Source organism: uncultured Roseovarius sp. (assembly GCF_963972555.1).
Classification (GTDB): Bacteria; Pseudomonadota; Alphaproteobacteria; order Rhodobacterales; family Rhodobacteraceae; genus Roseovarius; species Roseovarius mucosus.
In genome coordinates, this window is record NZ_CAXAUM010000005.1 from 147431 (window position 1) to 165908 (window position 18478).

At 64.1% G+C, this 18478-nt stretch carries 14 protein-coding genes; 1 reads left to right on the forward strand and 13 read right to left on the reverse strand.

The genetic code is table 11. The features are described 5' to 3' along the window. Window positions 1–76 precede the first annotated feature (76 nt). The 12 genes from cybH to hemA form a co-directional block, all read right to left on the reverse strand. Window positions 77–814, reverse strand: a complete 738-nt coding sequence (gene cybH, locus AACZ65_RS07090) for a Ni/Fe-hydrogenase, b-type cytochrome subunit (protein ID WP_339669363.1) — start codon at window positions 812–814, stop codon at window positions 77–79. Between the two features lie 12 nt (window positions 815–826). Then, window positions 827–1018 carry a hypothetical protein gene (locus AACZ65_RS07095; protein ID WP_037269223.1) on the reverse strand — a complete coding sequence of 64 codons (192 nt, stop codon included), beginning with the start codon at window positions 1016–1018 and terminating at the stop codon, window positions 827–829. A 19-nt stretch (window positions 1019–1037) separates the two neighbouring features. Next, complete coding sequence (locus AACZ65_RS07100; protein WP_339669367.1) at window positions 1038–2828, reverse strand: nickel-dependent hydrogenase large subunit; 1791 nt, start codon at window positions 2826–2828, stop codon at window positions 1038–1040. A gap of 3 nt (window positions 2829–2831) precedes the next feature. Continuing rightward, the gene (locus AACZ65_RS07105; RefSeq protein WP_037269870.1) at window positions 2832–3926 is read right to left on the reverse strand and encodes a hydrogenase small subunit; all 1095 of its coding nucleotides are present in this window, start codon (window positions 3924–3926) and stop codon (window positions 2832–2834) included. A gap of 210 nt (window positions 3927–4136) precedes the next feature. After that, the gene (gene hypF / locus AACZ65_RS07110; RefSeq protein WP_339669374.1) at window positions 4137–6350 is read right to left on the reverse strand and encodes a carbamoyltransferase HypF; all 2214 of its coding nucleotides are present in this window, start codon (window positions 6348–6350) and stop codon (window positions 4137–4139) included. A 98-nt stretch (window positions 6351–6448) separates the two neighbouring features. Further along, window positions 6449–7879, reverse strand: coding sequence for a nickel-dependent hydrogenase large subunit (locus tag AACZ65_RS07115; RefSeq protein ID WP_339669376.1), 1431 nt, complete (start codon window positions 7877–7879; stop codon window positions 6449–6451). Then, the gene (locus tag AACZ65_RS07120) at window positions 7876–8868 is read right to left on the reverse strand and encodes a HupU protein (RefSeq protein ID WP_339669377.1); all 993 of its coding nucleotides are present in this window, start codon (window positions 8866–8868) and stop codon (window positions 7876–7878) included. Before AACZ65_RS07120 ends, AACZ65_RS07115 begins: the two co-directional genes overlap by 4 nt. Beyond that, window positions 8865–10178 carry an ATP-binding protein gene (locus tag AACZ65_RS07125; RefSeq protein WP_339669380.1) on the reverse strand — a complete coding sequence of 438 codons (1314 nt, stop codon included), beginning with the start codon at window positions 10176–10178 and terminating at the stop codon, window positions 8865–8867. The genes AACZ65_RS07120 and AACZ65_RS07125 overlap by 4 nt, the downstream gene beginning before the upstream one ends. Before the next feature lie 153 nt (window positions 10179–10331). Next, window positions 10332–11606, reverse strand: a complete 1275-nt coding sequence (gene eno / locus AACZ65_RS07130) for a phosphopyruvate hydratase (protein ID WP_339669382.1) — start codon at window positions 11604–11606, stop codon at window positions 10332–10334. Window positions 11607–11705: 99 nt separating this feature from the next. Continuing rightward, window positions 11706–12833, reverse strand: a complete 1128-nt coding sequence (gene ispG, locus AACZ65_RS07135) for a flavodoxin-dependent (E)-4-hydroxy-3-methylbut-2-enyl-diphosphate synthase (RefSeq protein ID WP_339669384.1) — start codon at window positions 12831–12833, stop codon at window positions 11706–11708. Window positions 12834–12913: 80 nt separating this feature from the next. Beyond that, window positions 12914–14146: a RodZ domain-containing protein gene (locus AACZ65_RS07140; RefSeq protein WP_339669386.1), complete on the reverse strand. Its 1233-nt coding sequence runs from the start codon at window positions 14144–14146 to the stop codon at window positions 12914–12916. 114 nt (window positions 14147–14260) lie between these two features. Next, on the reverse strand, window positions 14261–15490 hold the full coding sequence (gene hemA, locus AACZ65_RS07145) for a 5-aminolevulinate synthase (RefSeq protein WP_339669389.1): 1230 nt from the start codon (window positions 15488–15490) through the stop codon (window positions 14261–14263). Between the two features lie 231 nt (window positions 15491–15721). On the opposite strand from hemA, the gene AACZ65_RS07150 reads away from it, so the two are divergent. Then, window positions 15722–17110 (forward strand): M20/M25/M40 family metallo-hydrolase, encoded by a 1389-nt coding sequence (locus AACZ65_RS07150; RefSeq protein ID WP_339669391.1) that lies wholly within the window; start codon window positions 15722–15724, stop codon window positions 17108–17110. A 150-nt stretch (window positions 17111–17260) separates the two neighbouring features. Here AACZ65_RS07150 and AACZ65_RS07155 read toward each other — a convergent pair whose 3' ends face one another. After that, entirely contained in the window at window positions 17261–18460 is a 1200-nt protein-coding gene (locus tag AACZ65_RS07155; protein ID WP_339669393.1) for a DegT/DnrJ/EryC1/StrS family aminotransferase, read from the reverse strand. Window positions 18461–18478: the final 18 nt, after the last annotated feature.

Genomic DNA, 18478 nt, shown 5'->3' on the forward strand with positions numbered 1-18478 from the left:
AACACAAATCATCCAAATGAAAAAAGCGGGCCGAAAGCCCGCTTTTCTGAGTCTCTCTCCAGTGGTGATCCGCTTTTCAGTCCGGCAGATCATCCTTGAAGGTGCGCGTGCCCGAAATCATCGTCGAAACGATGGATTGACGGCTCATGATATCCTCGCGGATCGCCACATAGATATGCACGATCATGAAGATCACGATCCACCACATCCCCAGATGATGATAGGTATGCACCAGATGCGGGTTGTTACCGAACAGCGTGAATACCCAACCAAAGAGCGCATAAAGCCCGCTCTCCTTGCCCAGCCCCTCGGAATAGAGCGCCAGCCCCGTGACGATCATGAAACTCACCCCCAGCGTGATGAAACAGAACATCGCCAGTTGTGCGAGCGGGTTGTGGCCCACGTATTTCTTGGGGGCACGTTCCAGAAACAGATACCACCGCACCTCGAAAAACACCTCGCGCCACCAGGACCCGCGCCAGATCGGCACATAGAATAGCTGCCGCGCGTGGTGATTGCCGAAGATCGCCCAATACATCCGCCCGAGAAAGCCGATCGCCAATATCCACCCCGCCGCGAAATGCGCGAACCGGATATAGCCAAAGACAAACTGATGCGTGGCCTCGGCAATCTGCATCGACGGCGGCGGCGAGCCGATGAAATAGCCCGTCACGCAGAGGACCATGATCGCCAGCGCATTGATCCAGTGCCAGAGCCGCACCGGCACCTCGTAGACATAGACGCTCGTCTGTCGGCTGACTGTGGCGAGATCGCTCTCGTCCACGTCATGCAGCCCGCTCTCGCTCGTGCTCATGGCAGGCCCCCCTCATTCCCGGCGACGCGCGACGCGCCAGACCGCCAGCCCACCCAGCACCGCCGCCAATAGGATCAGCCCCGGCGCATGCACAGGTGCCGCCAGCCAATGCGCCAGCCCCTCTTGCGGCAGGCTCAGATCATGGCCCCCATGCGCAAGTGCGGCCCCCGCGCCAGCCAGATAGATCGTAATCGCGTATTTCATAGCCCTGCCCTCCCTTGGCTCAACGGACCTTGACGGTGGTCAACTCGGCACCCTCTTCCGACATCACATGCGTCGAACAGGCGAGGCACGGATCGAAACTGTGCAGCGTGCGCAGAATTTCGACCGGCTCGTCGGGGCGCTCCATCGGCGTATTCATCAACGACGCCTCAAAGGCCCCGATATTGCCCGCCGTGTCACGCGGACTGCCGTTCCAGGTGGTCGGCACCACGCATTGATAGTTCTCGATGCGGCCATCCTTGATCTTGATCCAATGGCCCAGCGCGCCGCGCGGTGCCTCGGTCATGCCCACGCCCTTGGCCTCCTTGGGCCATGTGCTCGGATCCCATTTGGCAATATTGGCGGTGCTTTCATCGCCGTTCTTGATGTTCTGCACCAGCTTGTCGAAGAAATGCTTTTGCAGCCGCCCGCAATACTCCGATTCAAGCGCCCGCGCGGCCGTCCGCCCGAGGGTCGAGAAAATCGCCTCGAACGGCGCATCGAGCGCCCGCAAGAGGCCATCCACCTGATTGCGAATGTCCTCGTGGCCCTGCGCATAGCCCACGACATAGCGCGCCAGCGGCCCCACCTCCATCGCGTGCCCGCGCCAGCGCGGCGCCTTGATCCAGCTATATTTCGCCGCCTCGTCGATCTGCTCGATATTGGTGCGCGTGCCTTTGGCATTGGGCCCCAGCTCGTAATTGGCCTGCGTTTCCCCATCCCAGGGATGCAGCCCCTTGCCCGCCTCGCCATAGCGATACCAGCTGTGATCGACGAATTCCTGAATCTGCTCAGGATCGCGCACATCGACCTCATGCACCTCGTTGAGGTTGCCATTGATGATGGCCCCGCGCGGCAGATGCAGGTTGGCGGGGGTGAAGTCATTGGGATTCTCGGGAAAATCCCCATAGGCCATGACCGATTTGCCCGACAGCCCGCCACCATGCAGCCATTGCTTGTAGAACCCACCAATGGCGATCACATCCGGCAGATAGACGTTGCGATTGAACTCGTTGCACAGGTCAATGATGGAACTGACCATGTTCAGCCGCTCCATGTTGATCGCGCCCACCGCGCCCGTGGCATGGACGTTGATCGGGCACGGCACGCCCCCCACCAGCCAGTTGGGATGCGGGTTCTTGCCGCCAAAGATCGTATGAACCTTGACGATCTCCTTTTGCAGGTCGAGCGCCTCAAGGTAATGCGTCGTCGCCATCAGATCCGCCTCGGGCGGCAAGAGATAGGCGGGATTGTCCCAATAGCCGTTCTTGAAGAGGCCAAGCTGCCCGCTCTCGACGAATTTCTTGAGCCGGTTCTGCACATCGCGGAAATAGCCGGGCGAGGACAACGGATGCGACGGGCTCACGGCCTGTTGCAACTCGCTCGTCGCCTTGGGATCGGCCCGCAGCGCGTTGATCGGATTGACCCAGTCGAGGGCGTGCAGATGATAGAAATGCACCACGTGGTCGTGAATTTCCAGGTTCAACTGCATGATATTGCGGATGGAATTGGCATTGTCCGGGATCGTGATGCCCAGCGCATCCTCAACCGCACGCACCGATGTCAGCGCATGCGTGCCGGTGCAGACACCACAAATCCGCTCGGTAAAGGCCCAGGCGTCGCGCGGATCGCGGCCCTTGAGGATCACCTCCAGCCCACGCCACATGGTGCCGGTCGAGACCGCGTTGCGAATGACGCCCTGCTCGTCCACGTTCACTTCGCAGCGCATATGCCCTTCGATCCGCGTGACCGGGTCCACCACGATGCGGCGGCCGGTATTGTCGAGGTCAAAGCCGTTCGGGGTTACAGTCATGGCTTATGCCTCCTCTTTGCTGGTTTGCGTCTGGGTCTTCTTCTGCGCGGCCTTCAGCGCCGAAACGGCGGCATGAACCGCCACAGCGCCCCCCACCACACCGGCGGCGGCCATGCCCACCTTGTCGGCATTGGCCTCAACCCCGAACTGCGTCAGATCCGTCACCCGGTTATAGAAACTGCCCTGATCCCAGAACCCATCCTCGGAACAGCCGATACAGCCATGGCCCGATTGAATGGGAAAGCTCACGCCCTCATTCCAGCGCACGGTGGAACAGGCGTTATAGGTGGTCGGCCCCTTGCACCCCATCTTGTAGAGGCAATAGCCCTTGCGCGCGTTCTCATCATCCCACGCCTCGACGAACTGGCCCGCATCGAAATGCGGCCGACGATAGCACTTGTCATGAATACGCTGACCGTAAAACATCGCCGGCCGCCCCTGCCGGTCCAGCTCCGGCAGACGGTCAAAGGTGAGCATATAGGTGATGACCCCGGTCATCACCTCGGCAATCGGCGGACATCCCGGCACCTTGATGATCGGCTTGTCGGTGATGACCTTGTGCACGGGCGTCGCCTGGGTCGGGTTGGGCTTGGCGGCCTGCACACAGCCATAGGACGCACAGGCACCCCAGGAAATGATCGCCTTGGCATCCTTCGCCGCATGGCGCAGCTTTTCGACAAAGGGCTTGCCGCCGGTGATGCAGAACATCCCATCCTCGTTGAGCGGCGGATTGCCCTCAACCGCCAGGATGTAATTGCCCCGGTATTTCGCGATGGTCTCTTCAAAGGCCGCCTCGGCCGCATGCCCCGCCGCCGCCATGAGCGTGTCGTCGTAATCAAGGCTGATCATCGACAGCACGACATCCTTGGCCAAAGGATGCGCCGAGCGTATGAAACTTTCCGAACAGCAGGTGCATTCCAGCCCATGCACCCAAATGACCGGCGTGCGCGGCTTGGTCTCCATCGCATGTGCGATACGCGGCACCATGGCCGGGCTCAGCCCCAAGGCTGCGGCGGTCAAAGAGCAGTATTTCATGAAACTGCGCCGGGTGATCCCCTGCCTGCGCATCACATCATAAAAGGTTTCGATCTGGCTCACGGCTGGTCCTCCCTCGATGTCCCCCTTGGGATGCATGCGTATACATCCCCTCACGGGCCATCAGACCAAGCCGCATAGCGCCTGTCCAAGAAAAGGCGACTCTCTCACCGGGATAATAATTTGAAACGAAATCATGGGCTTGTCCGCCCCTGATGCAGAGGTCGCGCCGCTCAACCGGCCAGTCGCTAACCGCCCCCACGCCGCAACCGGTCAGCCGCTTACCGCCCGCGCCGCCGCAACCACCGCCTGCCCCAGCGCCAGACCGCCATCATTGGCCGGCGTGCGGCGGTGGATCAGCACCGGCACATCCCCCAGCGCCGCGACGGTCATCTCAAGCAACAGCGCATTCTGGAAACACCCCCCCGACAGCGCCACAGCGCGCGCCTCGCCCCGCTCCACCAGCGCCCGCGCGCGGGCGGCAAAGCCCTGCGCCAGCCCGGCATGAAACCGCGCCGCCATCACATCGGGCGCGACCCCCGCCGCGCGGTCCCGCGCCCAGGCCTGCCACAGCGGTCCAGTCTCGATCTCGCCCTCACCCCCGCCCAGCGGATAGGCCCCCACATCTTCCAAGACCGCCCGCGCCTCCAGCGCCATCGCCGCCTCGCCCTCATAGGTCTGCGCGCCTGCAAATCCCAGTACCGCCGCAAAGGCATCGAAAAGCCGCCCGGCCGACGACGTCAGCGGGGCATTCACCCCCGCGCGCACCGCCTGCCGCAGCACCGTCAGCGGATGCGCCCCGAACATCTCGTCGGCCAGATACTCCAGCCCGGCCGCATCAAGCTGCGCCAGCGCATTGCGCCAAGGCTCGCGGCTCGCTCTGTCACTTCCCGGCATTGCGACCGGGCTCAGCCAGCCGCGCCGCTCAAACCCAAGATAATCGCCCAACAGCAGCTCACCGCCCCAGATCGTGCCATCGGGGCCAAGCCCCACCCCGTCCAGCACGATCCCCGCCACCGGACCGCCGCCCAGCGGCCAGCCATTCTCGGCCATGCAGGCGGCCATATGCGCGTGATGATGCTGCACCTCGATGACCGGCAGGCCGCGCCTATGGGCGGCTTGCGTCGCCCGGTAGCCGGGATGCGGATCGCAGGCCACCACCTCCGGCGCATGATCGAAAAGGGCTGCATAATCCGCATCCGCCGCCAGAAACGCCTCCCATGTCAGCGCCTCGTCCAACTCGCCCAAGTGATGCCCCAAAAGCGCCTGACCGTTCTTCAAAAGGCACATCGCCGCCTTCATCTGCCCGCCATAGGCCACCACCTGCGGCGCGGTCTCGAACCCCTCGGGCAAGGGCAGCGTGCCCGGCACCCGCCCCCGCGCCCGGCGCAAGACCATCGGCGGCGCGGCGCGCTCCACGCTGTCATCCAGCCGCCGCGCAATCGCTCGGTCATGCATCAGGAAAGCATCGGCAAACGCCCCCAGCTTCTCGCGCGCCTCTTCGTTGCCGATCACCTGCGGCTCGCCCGAGAGATTGCCCGAGGTCATCACCAGCGGCCCGCCAAATTCGGCGATCAAGAGATGATGCAACGGCGTATAGGGCAGCATCCAGCCCAGCACCGCCTGCCCCGGCGCCACCTCTTCCGGCAACACCTCCGCCCCCTTCCGCAACAGGACAATCGGTGCCGCCGGGTCGCGCAAGAGCGCCGCCTCGGCCTCGGACACGGAACAGGCCGCGCGGATCATCGCCAGCGTGCCCATCAGCGCAAAGGGCTTCGCAGGCCGCCGCTTGCGCGCGCGCAAGAGCGCCACAGCACCGGCATTGCCCGCATCACAGGCCAGATGAAACCCGCCCAGCCCCTTGACGGCAACGATCCCCCCTGACCGCAGCACCGCCAGCGCCCCCGCGATGGCCTCGCCGGCCCCCGGCTCCAGCCAGATGCGCGGGCCACAGTCCGGACAGGCCACGGGCTGCGCATGAAAGCGCCGGTCGCCGGGGTTCTCATATTCGGCCCGGCAGGCAGCGCACATCGGAAACGCCGCCATCGTGGTGCGCGCCCGGTCATAGGGCAACCCCTGCAGGATGGTGAATCTCGGCCCGCAATGGGTGCAATTGGTGAAGGCATAACCCTGCCTGCGCCCCGGCGCGAACACCTCCGCCACGCAGTCCGGGCAACTCGCGGCATCGGGCGTGACCCGTGTCTCGGCACCAACACCGCGACTCTCGGCAATCTCGAATCCCTCGGGCAGATCGAACACCGCCCCCTCATGCGTCACCGCGTCGACCCGCGCCAGAACCGGCGCGCGGCTCGGAATGGCCGCGACAAAGTCCGCCAGCGCCTCGCCCGCCGCCTCGATCAACACCCCCTCAGGGTCGTTGAGCACCCGCCCCCGCAGCCCCATGCTGCGCGCCAATTGCCAGATATAGGGGCGAAATCCCACCCCCTGCACCTGCCCGCGCACCCGGATACGCCAGCCTTTATCCATACCCCGGCCTTTCATCTGGCCTCAAATACCTCGGGGGAGTCCCGGACCGCGTCCGGGACGGGGGCAGCGCCCCCAACCTTCCCCGCTCAATGCACCGATCAATGCACCGTGCAGACCATGCAGGGATCGAAACTGCGCACGATATGCTGCACCGCAATCGGTGTGTCCTCCCCCGGCTGCACCTCGGCCCCGACCAGCGCCGCCTCGAGCGGCCCCGGCACGCCGCCCGCATCGCGCGGGCTGAAATTCCACGTGGTCGGCGCGATGATCTGCCAGGAGGCAATGCGCCCTTTCTCGATCCGGCACCAGTGACCCAAGGCCCCGCGTGCCGCCTCGACCAAACCTTCCCCTACCCCGTCGCGCGGCGCGGCCCAATCGGCCATGAAACGCGCCGCGGGGTCAATCGCCGCCAGAATCGCCTCCATCACCAATTGCGTGCGCGCAATCTCCAGAAGGCGCCCCACGATCCGTGCCCGCACGCTGCCTTCACCGGCAAGCGCGCGCGCGAGCGGATGCCCATCCACCACCTGCCGCGCAAGCGCACCGGTCTCATAGCCCAGGCCCCCTAGGCGCGGGGCCTTGCACCAGCTATAGCCGGGATCGCGCATCGCCTCATCGGGCACGGTCTGCCCCTTGTCGGGATGCGTCGCCTCGCCCAGCATCCAGGCATGGCTCAGGTCCTCGGCGATCAACGCGGGATCAAACACACCCAGCGCCCCTTCGGCCCAGATGCCGCGCGCAAAAACCGGCCCCGCCGCCGTCGGATAGGCCCCGTAGGACAGATAGCGCCCTGCACCGCGCCCCATCGCCGCCAGATCGAGATCGACGGCAATCTCCAGAAAGAGCGCCACATCGCCCGTGTCCCACGCCTCCAGCGCCGCCACGCTCTCCAGTGCCATGAACGCTTCCAGGGGCGCGCCGAACATCTCCGCTTCCAGATAGGCGCGAAACGCCCGCAAACTGGCCTGCATCCTGAGCTTGTCGCGCAGCGACGGCGCGCGCGTCACCCCACCGGGTTGAATGGCCAATGTGTGCGGCCACTTGCCACCCAAGAGCCCCACGATATGCAATAGCCGCGCCCGCGCCTCCAAGGCGCCATGCAACGCCGAGCCCTGCATCGCCGTGAACCGCGCCACCGCGCGCTCATGCCAGCGCCGCCCGGCATAGGTGCCCCGCGCAAAATCCGGCATGAAAAAGAGGTTGAAATGCGTCATGTGATCGGCCTGATTTTCAACCATGTGCAAGAGCGCCGCCACCTTCTCACCGTCTGGGGCCGGCACAATACCGCCCGCCTGCGCCAAGGCCCGCGCCGCCGCCGCCGATTGGCTGATGGAACATATCCCGCAAATGCGCGGCGTGATGGTCAGCGCGTCCATCGCCCCCTTGCCCAAGAGCATCCGCTCGAACCCGCGAAAGAGCGGCGAATTGACATAGGCCGCCCGCACCCGGCCCTCCGCCACATCCAGCCGGATTTCGAGATCCCCCTCAACCCGGTTGAACGGCCCCACCAGAAGCTGTGTGTCGCTCATGGCTTGGGCTTCTTGAGGCTGGGGGGCACGGTGATCCGGTCGGCCACCGCATTGCGCGCGATGCGCGGCGGGGTGGCGGCCTTGGACAGGCTCGCCAGCGCCATGAACCACGCCTTCGGCATATCCGAGGGCAGGCCTACTGGAATCCCTGCAAACTTCGGTGTTTCGGCAAAACCATGGCCCGGCTCTTCAAACTCCGGTGCGGTGCAGTTGATGCAAGGGTATCCCGCCCGTGTGCAACTGCCCTCGCCGTTCCAGCTGCGAATATTGCAATCGCCCACCGCCTGCGTGCCCACGCAGCCCAGATGCTCCATCATGCAGCCCATCTCCGACAGATGCGTGGCACTCGCCTTATATTCGTAAAACTCGTTCTTGGGACAGGCGTGATGCACCAGGTGATCGGCATAGAACCTCGGCCGCCCGTAGCCATCCAGCATCTCTTCGCGCATCTCACCCGCCGCCAGCATCAGAAGCGTCTCCGTCACCCAATCGGGATGGGTCGGGCAGCCCGCCACATTGATCACCGGCAGGCCCGAACGCGACCGAAAATCGGCCGCCAGCGCGCCGCCGGGCAGCGCCCCGTCATATTGCACCCCCACCGCATCGGCGGGATTTTCGCCCGCAGAGGTCACGCCGCCATAGGTGGCGCAGGTGCCCACCGCCACCACATGCGCCGCGCGCGGTGCCAGATCGCGCACCCAATCGAGCATCGACCGACCGGTGCCCGCCAGCATGTGAAACCGCCCGGTGCCATTGGGCCCGCGCAGGATCGACCCCTCGACACAGAGAATGTCGAGCGCCTGACTATCCTCGCGTATCTCCTCCAACATGCGCCGCACCGGCGCGCCGGTGGCCTCGCTCAGAGTCGGATGCCAGAGGAATTCCAACCCCGCCCCCGCCAGAAGCGCCAGCACATTGGGGTCTTCGGCACACAAGAGCGACATGGTGCAGCCCCCGCAGCCCCCCGATTGCAGCCAGAGAATGTTCATGCCGCCCCCCCGCGAGGCAGGCTCAACCGAAAACACGCCCCCGGCCCCGCCCGCTCGACCAGTTCCAGCGTGCCGCCATGTTCCTCGACAATCTTGTGCGAGATCGACAGGCCGAGGCCCGTGCCCTTGCCCACCTCCTTGGTGGTGTAGAACGGATCGAAAATAGCCTGTGCCTCCGCCGCCGCAATCCCCGGCCCCGTGTCGCAGATCTCCAGCACCGCGCGCGCGCCCTCATAGCGCAGATCAAGCCGCAGCGCCGGGTCCGCCATGCCCTCCATTGCATCCACCGCGTTTTGCACGAGGTTCATCAACACCTGCTGGATATGCCCCGGCCGCCCCCGCACCAAACAGGGCGCCTCCCCCATATAGCTGGTCCGCAGCTCGGATTTGGCACCGCGCTCGATCCAGTTGACCGCGACACGCGCGGTCTCGAGCAGATCGAAATCGGTCATCTCTCCCGCGCCATCCGCCGACAGACGCCGCAGATCCTCGACAATGTCGCGCACCCGCTCGGCCCCGTCGCGCGCGCCCTGCACCACATGGGCCAGATTCCTGAGGTTGCGATCCAGCTTCAGCGCCTCACGCAGCGCCACCAGTTCCTCTCGGCTCGCCCCTGCCTGCACCCGCTCGAAATAGGTCTCGAACGTGGCAAGGTATTTCTCTAGCGTATGCGTATTGGCGTAGACAAAGCTGATCGGGTTGTTCAACTCATGCGCCACCCCGGCCAGCAACCGGCCCAGTGAGGCCATCTTTTCATTACGCACCAATTGCCCTTGGGTCTGTTTCAGCGCCTCATGGCTGCGCTCCAACTCGGCATAGGCACGCTTGAGCGCCCCCAGTGGCCGCCCGGTCAGCACGACACCCGTGCTCTTGCGGCGGCGGTCCAATTGCGGCGCGATGCTGAATTCCACCGGCTCCAGCCCATCGGGTGTCACGAGATCGGCGTTTTGTGTATGGGTGCGGCGCAGCGCGACCGTTTCGGCCATGGCGGCGCTTAGCCCCCCGGTATCGGCCTCCGCCACGAAATCGCGCAACGGCCGCCCGACCAGATCGGCCACCTCGATCCCCACCAGCGTGCAGAACGACGCGCTCGCATCGGCAATCGTGCCGTGTTTATCGGCCACCACCAGATAATCGCTGATCGACACCATGATCGACGACAGGAAATGCCGCAGATTGGTCAACTCCGCATTGCGGCTCTCTAGCTGCTCCTGGTAATCGACCAGTTCGGCATAGGTCCGGTCCATGGCGCGCAGCACATCGACCCAGGTCTGGTCGCCCACATCCTTGCGCAGATCGTCGATTCCCATGCCAGACCGCCTCCGGGCCAAGACGCCTCAGTGCGCCTTGGCCAAGCCTAAAACCAATCTGCGAAAAACAAAAGCACCGCGCAGGGGGGACCGGAATTTTGAAAAAATTCCGCCCCGGAAAATTTTCAATTTTCCGTCCCGTCGCGCGCCCGCTTACTTGAGGATCGAACGCCCCGCGTAAATCGCGGTCTCGCCCAGCATTTCCTCGATGCGGATCAACTGGTTGTATTTCGCCAGCCGGTCCGACCGCGCAAGGCTGCCGGTCTTGATCTGCCCGCAGTTGGTGGCCACCGCCAGATCGGCGATGGTGGCGTCCTCGGTCTCGCCCGAGCGGTGCGACATCACATTGGTCATGCGCGCGCGATGCGCCATATCGACCGCTTGCAGCGTTTCGGTCAGCGTCCCGATCTGGTTGACCTTAACCAGCATCGAATTCCCGCACCCGCGCTCGATCCCCATCGCCAGACGCGCGGGGTTGGTCACGAACAGGTCATCGCCCACCAGCTGCACCTTGTCGCCCAGCGCCTCGGTCAGCGCGCGCCACCCCTCCCAATCGTCCTCAGCCATGCCGTCCTCGATCGAGATGATCGGATAGTCCGCCACCAACGATTGCAAATATGCAACATTTTCAGCGCTGCTCAGGCTCAATCCCTCGCCAGAAATTTCATATTTGCCACCTTTGTAATATTCGGTCGCCGCGCAATCGAGGCCAAGGTAAATCTCTTCGCCGGGGCGATAGCCCGCCTTCTCGATGGATTTGAGAATGAAATCCAGCGCGTCGCGCGTGCTCGAAAGGTTCGGGGCAAAGCCGCCCTCATCGCCGACGCCGGTTGCCAGACCCGCCGCCGACAGTTCCTTTTTCAGCGTGTGGAATACCTCAGACCCCATGCGCACGGCATCGCGGATATTCTCCGCCGCCACCGGCAGGATCATGAATTCCTGAATGTCGATGGGGTTGTCGGCATGCTCGCCGCCATTGATGATGTTCATCATCGGCACCGGCAACACCCGCGCCGAGGTGCCCCCCACATAACGATAGAGCGGCTGACCCGAATAATCCGCCGCCGCCTTGGCACAGGCAAGGCTCACGCCGAGGATCGCATTGGCCCCCAGACGGCTCTTGTTGGGCGTGCCGTCCAGCTCGATCATCGCCATGTCGAGCGAGACCTGTTCCGTCGCATCCATGCCGGCCAACGCCTCGGCAATCTCGCCATTGACGGCGGCCACAGCCTCCAGCACGCCCTTGCCCAGATAGCGCGTCTTGTCGCCATCGCGCCGCTCGACCGCCTCATGCGCGCCCGTGGACGCCCCCGACGGCACCGCCGCGCGGCCCATGGTGCCATCCTCCAGCGTCACATCGACCTCAACCGTGGGATTGCCCCGGCTGTCCAGAATTTCGCGGGCGTGAATGTCGATGATGCTGCTCATGGGCGGGAATCCTCTGATGGAATGAACTCGCGCCTGCCTTAGCAAGTTTTCCGTGCTTTGCAAACGCGGCACAGATCACGCAACCGCAGCAAGACCGCACTACTCCGCCGCCTGCGCCGCTGTCTCGGCTTCGATTTCCGCCGCCCGCCGCTCGACCTGTTCGACGATGTGCTCGATCATCTGGTCATTGTCCAAACGGTGGCTCTGCTTTCCCGCGAGATAGACCATGCCATTGCCTGCCCCACCGCCGGTAAAGCCGACATCGGTCATCAGCGCCTCTCCGGGGCCATTCACCACGCAGCCGATGATGCTCAGGCTCATTGGCGTCTTGATATGTTCCAGCCGCTTTTCCAGCGCTTCGACCGTCTTGATCACGTCAAACCCCTGCCGCGCGCAGGACGGGCAAGAGATGATATTGACCCCGCGATGCCGCAGGCCCAGCGATTTCAGGATCTCATAGCCAACCTTGACCTCTTCCACCGGATCGGCGCTCAGGCTCACCCGGATCGTATCGCCAATCCCCATCCACAAGAGGTTGCCCAGACCGATCGCGCTCTTGATCGTGCCCGACATGAGCCCGCCCGCCTCTGTGATCCCCAGATGGATCGGCGCGTCCGTGGCCTCGGCCAATTGTTGATAGGCGGCGGCGGCCATGAACACATCCGACGCTTTCACACTAATCTTGAACTCGTGGAAATCATTGTCCTGTAGAATACGGATATGCTCCAAACCGCTCTCGACCATCGCATCGGGGCACGGCTCGCCGTATTTATCCAGCAAATGCTTTTCCAATGACCCGGCATTGACACCAATCCTCATCGAACAGCCATGATCCCGCGCCGCGGCAATCACCTCGCGCACCCGCTTTTCATCGCCGATATTGCCCGGATTGATCCGCAGACAGGCGGCCCCCGCCTCTGCCGCCTCGATCCCGCGCCGGTAATGGAAATGAATGTCCGCCACAATTGGCACCGGGCTTTCGCGCACGATCTCTTTCAGCGCCCTGGCACTTGCCTCGTCCGGCACCGACACCCGGACGATATCCGCCCCCGCCTCTGCCGCCGCCTGCACCTGCGCCACCGTGCCCGCCACATCCGTGGTCAGCGTGTTGGTCATGGTCTGCACGGTGATGGGCGCGTCCCCCCCCACGGGGACGTTGCCCACCATGATCTGACGGGACTTGCGGCGATAGATATTGCGCCACGGGCGGATATGATTGAGCGACATCGCGTCTGACCCCGTTCGACTTAAGGTGACTGTTCCCCGCACGATAGACCGTGCCGGGGTTCGCGGCAATCGCGTGTGGCTTATTGCTGCGGTGCTGCCTCAGGCGCGATCTCGGCCTCGGCGACATAGCGCATCAGGTCCTGATCGGCCTCTATATCTGCCAGCGCATACCGCCCGGTCAAATCCTCCGCCGTCAGCGCCAACCCCGAGGTCACAGCCCCCCGCGTGCCCGCAGGCCCGTAATGCTGACCGTTGACCGCGAAATAGATCGCCCCCGATTCGCCAACGCGCAGCGTCGGCGGCTCCTCTGTCGCGGGCACGGCATAGCTGTCGCCCGCGTTCAGAATACCCTCGTAGATCACGCTGCCATCGGCGGCGCGCACCCGCACCCATGCCGGGCGCACCGCGACCACCTGCACCTCGGCCATGGCACCCGCCACCACCTGAGGCCGGTTCGGGCCCGGCGCGTCAAATTCTTGCGCCTCACGCAGCGCCAGCGCGATACCGCTGTCGCGATCCGCCTCTGGGGCAACCGGGCTCAGCGTGCCCACTTCGCGCGGGTCCAGCGTGGAAATCGGCGCATCTCGCGCCACCATCACCGGCACATCTAGCGCCTTGGGGCGGTAAAGCCTGCTCAACCGCTCGTCGCGCGGCGGCTGGAACACGCCCGATGCGGCATCCTCGCCCGCGTCCGTCTCTGCCGCCGTGGCCCCGCTCAGCGGATCGAGATCGGCCAGGACGACAGGCGTATTTTCCACCGGCGCAAGCTGCACCTGCTGCACCTGTCGCAACACGCTCCACCCGCCATAGCCAATCGCCCCAATCAGCGCGACCAGCACCAGCGCCGATCCAATCGCACCGGGCTCGATCCGCGACAGGAAACTCTCCGAGGCGGGCAGAAACGGCGTGCTGGGCGACATCAACGGATCCTGCATCGCCGCCTTGCGCGGCTTGACCGGGCCCGCCTTGCGGATCGACGACGCCTCAGCCGACATTCCATGCGCGATGGAGAATCCGGATTCCTCGCAAAACACCTTGAACGCCTGATCCGGGTCCATCCCCAGATAGCGCGCATAGGACCGGACATAGCCGGGAATGAACCCAGGGGTATCAAAGGCAGACGGATCACAATTCTCGATCGCGGCCACGTAATTGGCTTTGATCCGCAGCTCTCGTTCCACATCCAGTAGGGATTTGCCAAGCGTCGCGCGCTCGCCGCGCATCAAATCGCCAAGGCGCAATTCGAAGGCGTCAAAGCCACGGGCTTCAACCTCTTCAACTTCGGCCTTCCGCGAAAATCGCCGCCCGATCATGCGCCCCTGCCTCTCGAGTGTCTTGCCCAGCTGCCCGAATGTCCCGATTCGAACTCTGAACTTTTCTTTATCAGACGTTAACACAAGGCAAGGTATAATGCACGCGCAGAGGGATCAGCCCGCCATTTCGGCGCGATTCAGCGCACAATGGCTCCACAGCTCATCCATCGCGCGCACCAGCGCATCCATTTCCTTGGGTCCATGTACCGGCGAGGGGGTAAAGCGCAGCCGCTCGGTGCCGCGCGGCACGGTCGGGAAATTGATCGGCTGCACATAGATGCCATAGCCCTCGAGCAGCATGTCGCTCAGCTTCTTGGTATGCACAGGGTCGCCCACGATCACCGGCACGATATGGCTGCCATGGTCGATCATCGGAAGGCCCATGCCCTTGAGGCGCGTCTTGAGGATTTTCGCCTGCGTCTGATGCGCATCTCGCAGCTTTTGCCCCTCGGCCGTCTTGAGGAACGCGACCGAGGCCGTGGCCCCCGCCGCCAGCGCCGGGGCCAGCGAGGTCGAGAAAATGAAACCGGGCGCATAAGAGCGGACCGCGTCGCACATCTTGGCCGAGGCCGCGATATAGCCGCCCATCACGCCATAGGCCTTGGCCAGCGTGCCGTTGATGATATCCAGCCGGTGCATCAAGCGGTCCCGCTCACAAATCCCCGCCCCGCGCGCGCCATACATGCCTACGGCATGCACCTCGTCGATATAGGTCAGCGCGCCGAATTCGTCCGCCAGATCGCAAATCGCCTCGATGGGGCCAAAATCGCCGTCCATCGAATAGACGCTCTCAAAGGCAATAAGCTTGGGCGCGGCAGGATCATCCGCCGCCAGCAACTCGCGCAGATGTGCGACGTCATTATGCCGGAAAATCCGCTTGGCGCCCCCGTTGCGGCGCACGCCCTCGATCATGCTGGCATGGTTCAGCGCATCGGAATAGATGATCAGCCCCGGAAAGAGCTTGGGCAGCGTGCTCAGCGTCGCGTCATTGGCGATATAGGCCGAGGTAAAGAGCAGCGCCGCTTCCTTGCCATGCAGATCGGCCAATTCCGCCTCAAGCCGCTTGTGATAGACCGTGGTGCCGGAAATGTTGCGCGTGCCGCCCGATCCCGCGCCCGTGGCGTCAATCGCCTCATGCATCGCGCTCAGGACAACCGGATGCTGGCCCATGCCCAGGTAATCATTGCCACACCAAACCGTGATCGGCTGCTCCGCGCCACCCGGCTTGCGCCATACTGCATGGGGGAAATTGCCGTTCTTCCGCTCGATGTCGATAAAGGTGCGATAGCGACCTTCCTGATGCAAACGGTCGATCGCCTGATCCAGCTTGGCTTCGTAATCCACTGGCGTTTCCTTCCTGATCGTCACCGAGCGACGGGGCCAGCCGCCTTTCGGGTCTTGGGCGGCAAGTCGCGCCACCTATTCAATATTTGGAATGGATATAAAATACATTCCCCTCACGCAACAGGTTACAAATTGACGCTGCCCCTCTCCTTGACTTGGGTCAAGTGACTGGACAGCCCCGATTGGCCTGATACCCTCACGCGCGACAATACTCAAACCCAAAGGCCCGCCATGTCGCTTTCCGCCGTTCTTTCCCGCATCGACGACCAATTGCCCGCCGCCCTCGACCGGCTGACCGGGCTCTTGCGCATTCCCTCGATCTCGACCGATCCCGCCTATGCGGGCGATTGCGAGGCCGCTGCAGATTGGCTCGTCGCAGACCTGCAAACCCTTGGCGTCACGGCAGAAAAGCGCGCAACTCCGGGCCGCCCCATGGTCGTGGGGCATATCGACGGACCAACGGATGCCACTGGGCCGCACCTGCTTTTCTATGGGCATTACGATGTGCAGCCGGTCGACCCCCTGGCGCTCTGGCACACGGATCCCTTCGCGCCTGAAATTCAGGACACCCCGCACGGAAAAGTGATCCGCGCGCGCGGGGCCTCCGATGACAAGGGCCAACTCATGACCTTCGTCGAGGCCTGCCGCGCCTATCGCGACGTGACCGGCGCACTGCCCTGCCGCATCACCTTCTTCTTCGAGGGCGAAGAGGAATCAGGCTCGCCCTCGCTCATCCCCTTCATGCGCGACAACGCCACCGAACTTTCCGCCGACTTGGCCCTGATCTGCGACACCTCCATGGTCGCCCCCGGGGTGCCCTCCATCGCCTCGCAACTGCGCGGCATGCTCAAGGATGAGTTCACCATAACCGGCCCGCGCATCGACCTGCACTCGGGCCATTATGGCGGCCCTGCCCTCAACCCCTTGCGCGAAATCTCGCGCCTCATCGCATCCTTCCACGACGAGACGGGCCGCGTCGCGGTCGAAGGCTTCTACGAAGGGGTGCACGAGGTGCCCGCCGACCTGCTGCGCCAGTGGGAGAACTGCGGTTTCGACGAACACGATTACCTGTCGTCCGTGGGCATGACCCGCGCCCATGGCGAGGCAGGATATTCCGCCCTCGTCCAGCAATGGGCGCGCCCCACGCTGGAAATCAACGGCCTCTGGGGGGGCTATCAAGGGGCCGGCACAAAAACCGTGATCCCGTCAGAGGCCCATTGCAAACTGACCTGCCGGCTGGTGGGCGACATGGACCCCGACAAACTCCGCCAAAAGGTCCGCAAACACGTCGAGGATCGCCTCTCGCCCGATGCCAAGATCACCTGGAATCAGGATCTCGACGGCTCGCCCGCGGCCGTGATGAACATCAACCGCCCCGAGTTCGAGGCCGCCCGTCAGGCGCTCTCGGACGAATGGGCGCGCGAGGCGGTCTTTACCGGCATGGGCGGCTCCATCCCGATTGCGGGATTTTTCAAAGAGATCCTCGGCCTCGACGCCATGCTCATCGGCTTTGCCCAAGAGGATGACGCCATCCACTCGCCGAATGAGAAATACAATGTGCAGAGCTTTCACAAAGGCATCCGAAGCTGGGCACGGGTTCTGGACGCGCTCGCCAGCTGACCGGGCTGGCACCGAGATGCCCTTGGCCCCAATCGCCCCGCGCGGAATCAAGGGCGAAGCCCGCCGCGCGGATCGCTGGGCCGTCCCGCGGCCTAGCGACCGCGCGGTTCAACGTTTCGGGCTAAGGCCCATTCTCGACCAAACGCCCCCTTACGCGCCCTGCGCCTGATACACCGCCCCCACTTCGGCCCGGATGATCCGTGCGATCTGCGCGCAATCTTCCAGGCTAAAGGTCAGCGGCAGGCGCATATCGACTATGCCACGCAGGATGCGGTCGCTCTTGGGCATCGGCGCGGACGGCGCATAGCGCCAGCTGTCATAGCGGCTGGTAAAGCCCACAGGCTCCGCCCCGCCAAACCATTTCAACTCGACGCCGCGCGACAGGCAGCGCTTCAAGACCTCGGCGATCCGCCCGCCGTCCCAATCCAGCAACAGGAACTGGATGGACGAGCCGACATAGCGCTCCGCCTCTGCGCGCTCCACCACCATCAACCCCGGCGTGCCGCGCAGGCCCTCCTCGACCACGCGGTACCGCGCGTTCCACTTGTCGCATTGCGCGTCCAGCGCGCGCAATTGCGGCCTCAGAATCGCCGCGCGCAGATGGTCCATCCGCCCCGACACGTTGGGCGTGTCGTATTTGACCCGCTCGAACACCTCTGCAGGCGGCACGACGCCGTGGCGCGCATAGAGCATGTAGGACCCCGACAGGATCACCGCCCGCGCCATCACCTCGTCATCGTCGGTGATCAGGAACCCGCCCTCGCCGGAATTCATATGCTTGTAGGTCTGGGTGGAATAACACCCGATCTTGCCCCAGCGCCCCGAAGGGATACCGCGCCACGCCGCCCCCATCGTATGCGCGCAATCCTCGATCACGGTGACACCGGCCTCGTCACAAATCGCCATCAGCGCATCCATATCCGCCAGATGCCCGCGCATATGGCTCAGCATCAGCACCTTGGCCTCGTCCACCTTGGCCGCCAGGTCCTCCAGATCAATCGTCAGCGCCTCGGTGACACCCACAAAGACCGGCACCGCCCCCACACTGGCAATCGAGCCGGGCACAGGGGCAAGCGTAAAGGCATTGGTCAACACCCTGTCCCCCGGCCCCACCCCCAGCGCGCGCAGCGCCGTGGCCATGGCATAACCGCCCGAGGTGACGGCCAAGGCATAGCGCGCGCCAGTATAGTCCGCGAATTCGCGTTCGAGGGCGGCCACCTCGCCCGCCTCCTCGCCCACAAGGTTATACCGATGCAACCGGCCCGACCGCAGCACGTCGAGCGCCGCCGCGATTCCCTCTTCGGGGATCGGTTCCTGTTGCGTGAAATTGCCTGTGAATCTCTCTGTCATGCCCTTGTTGTGGGGCGC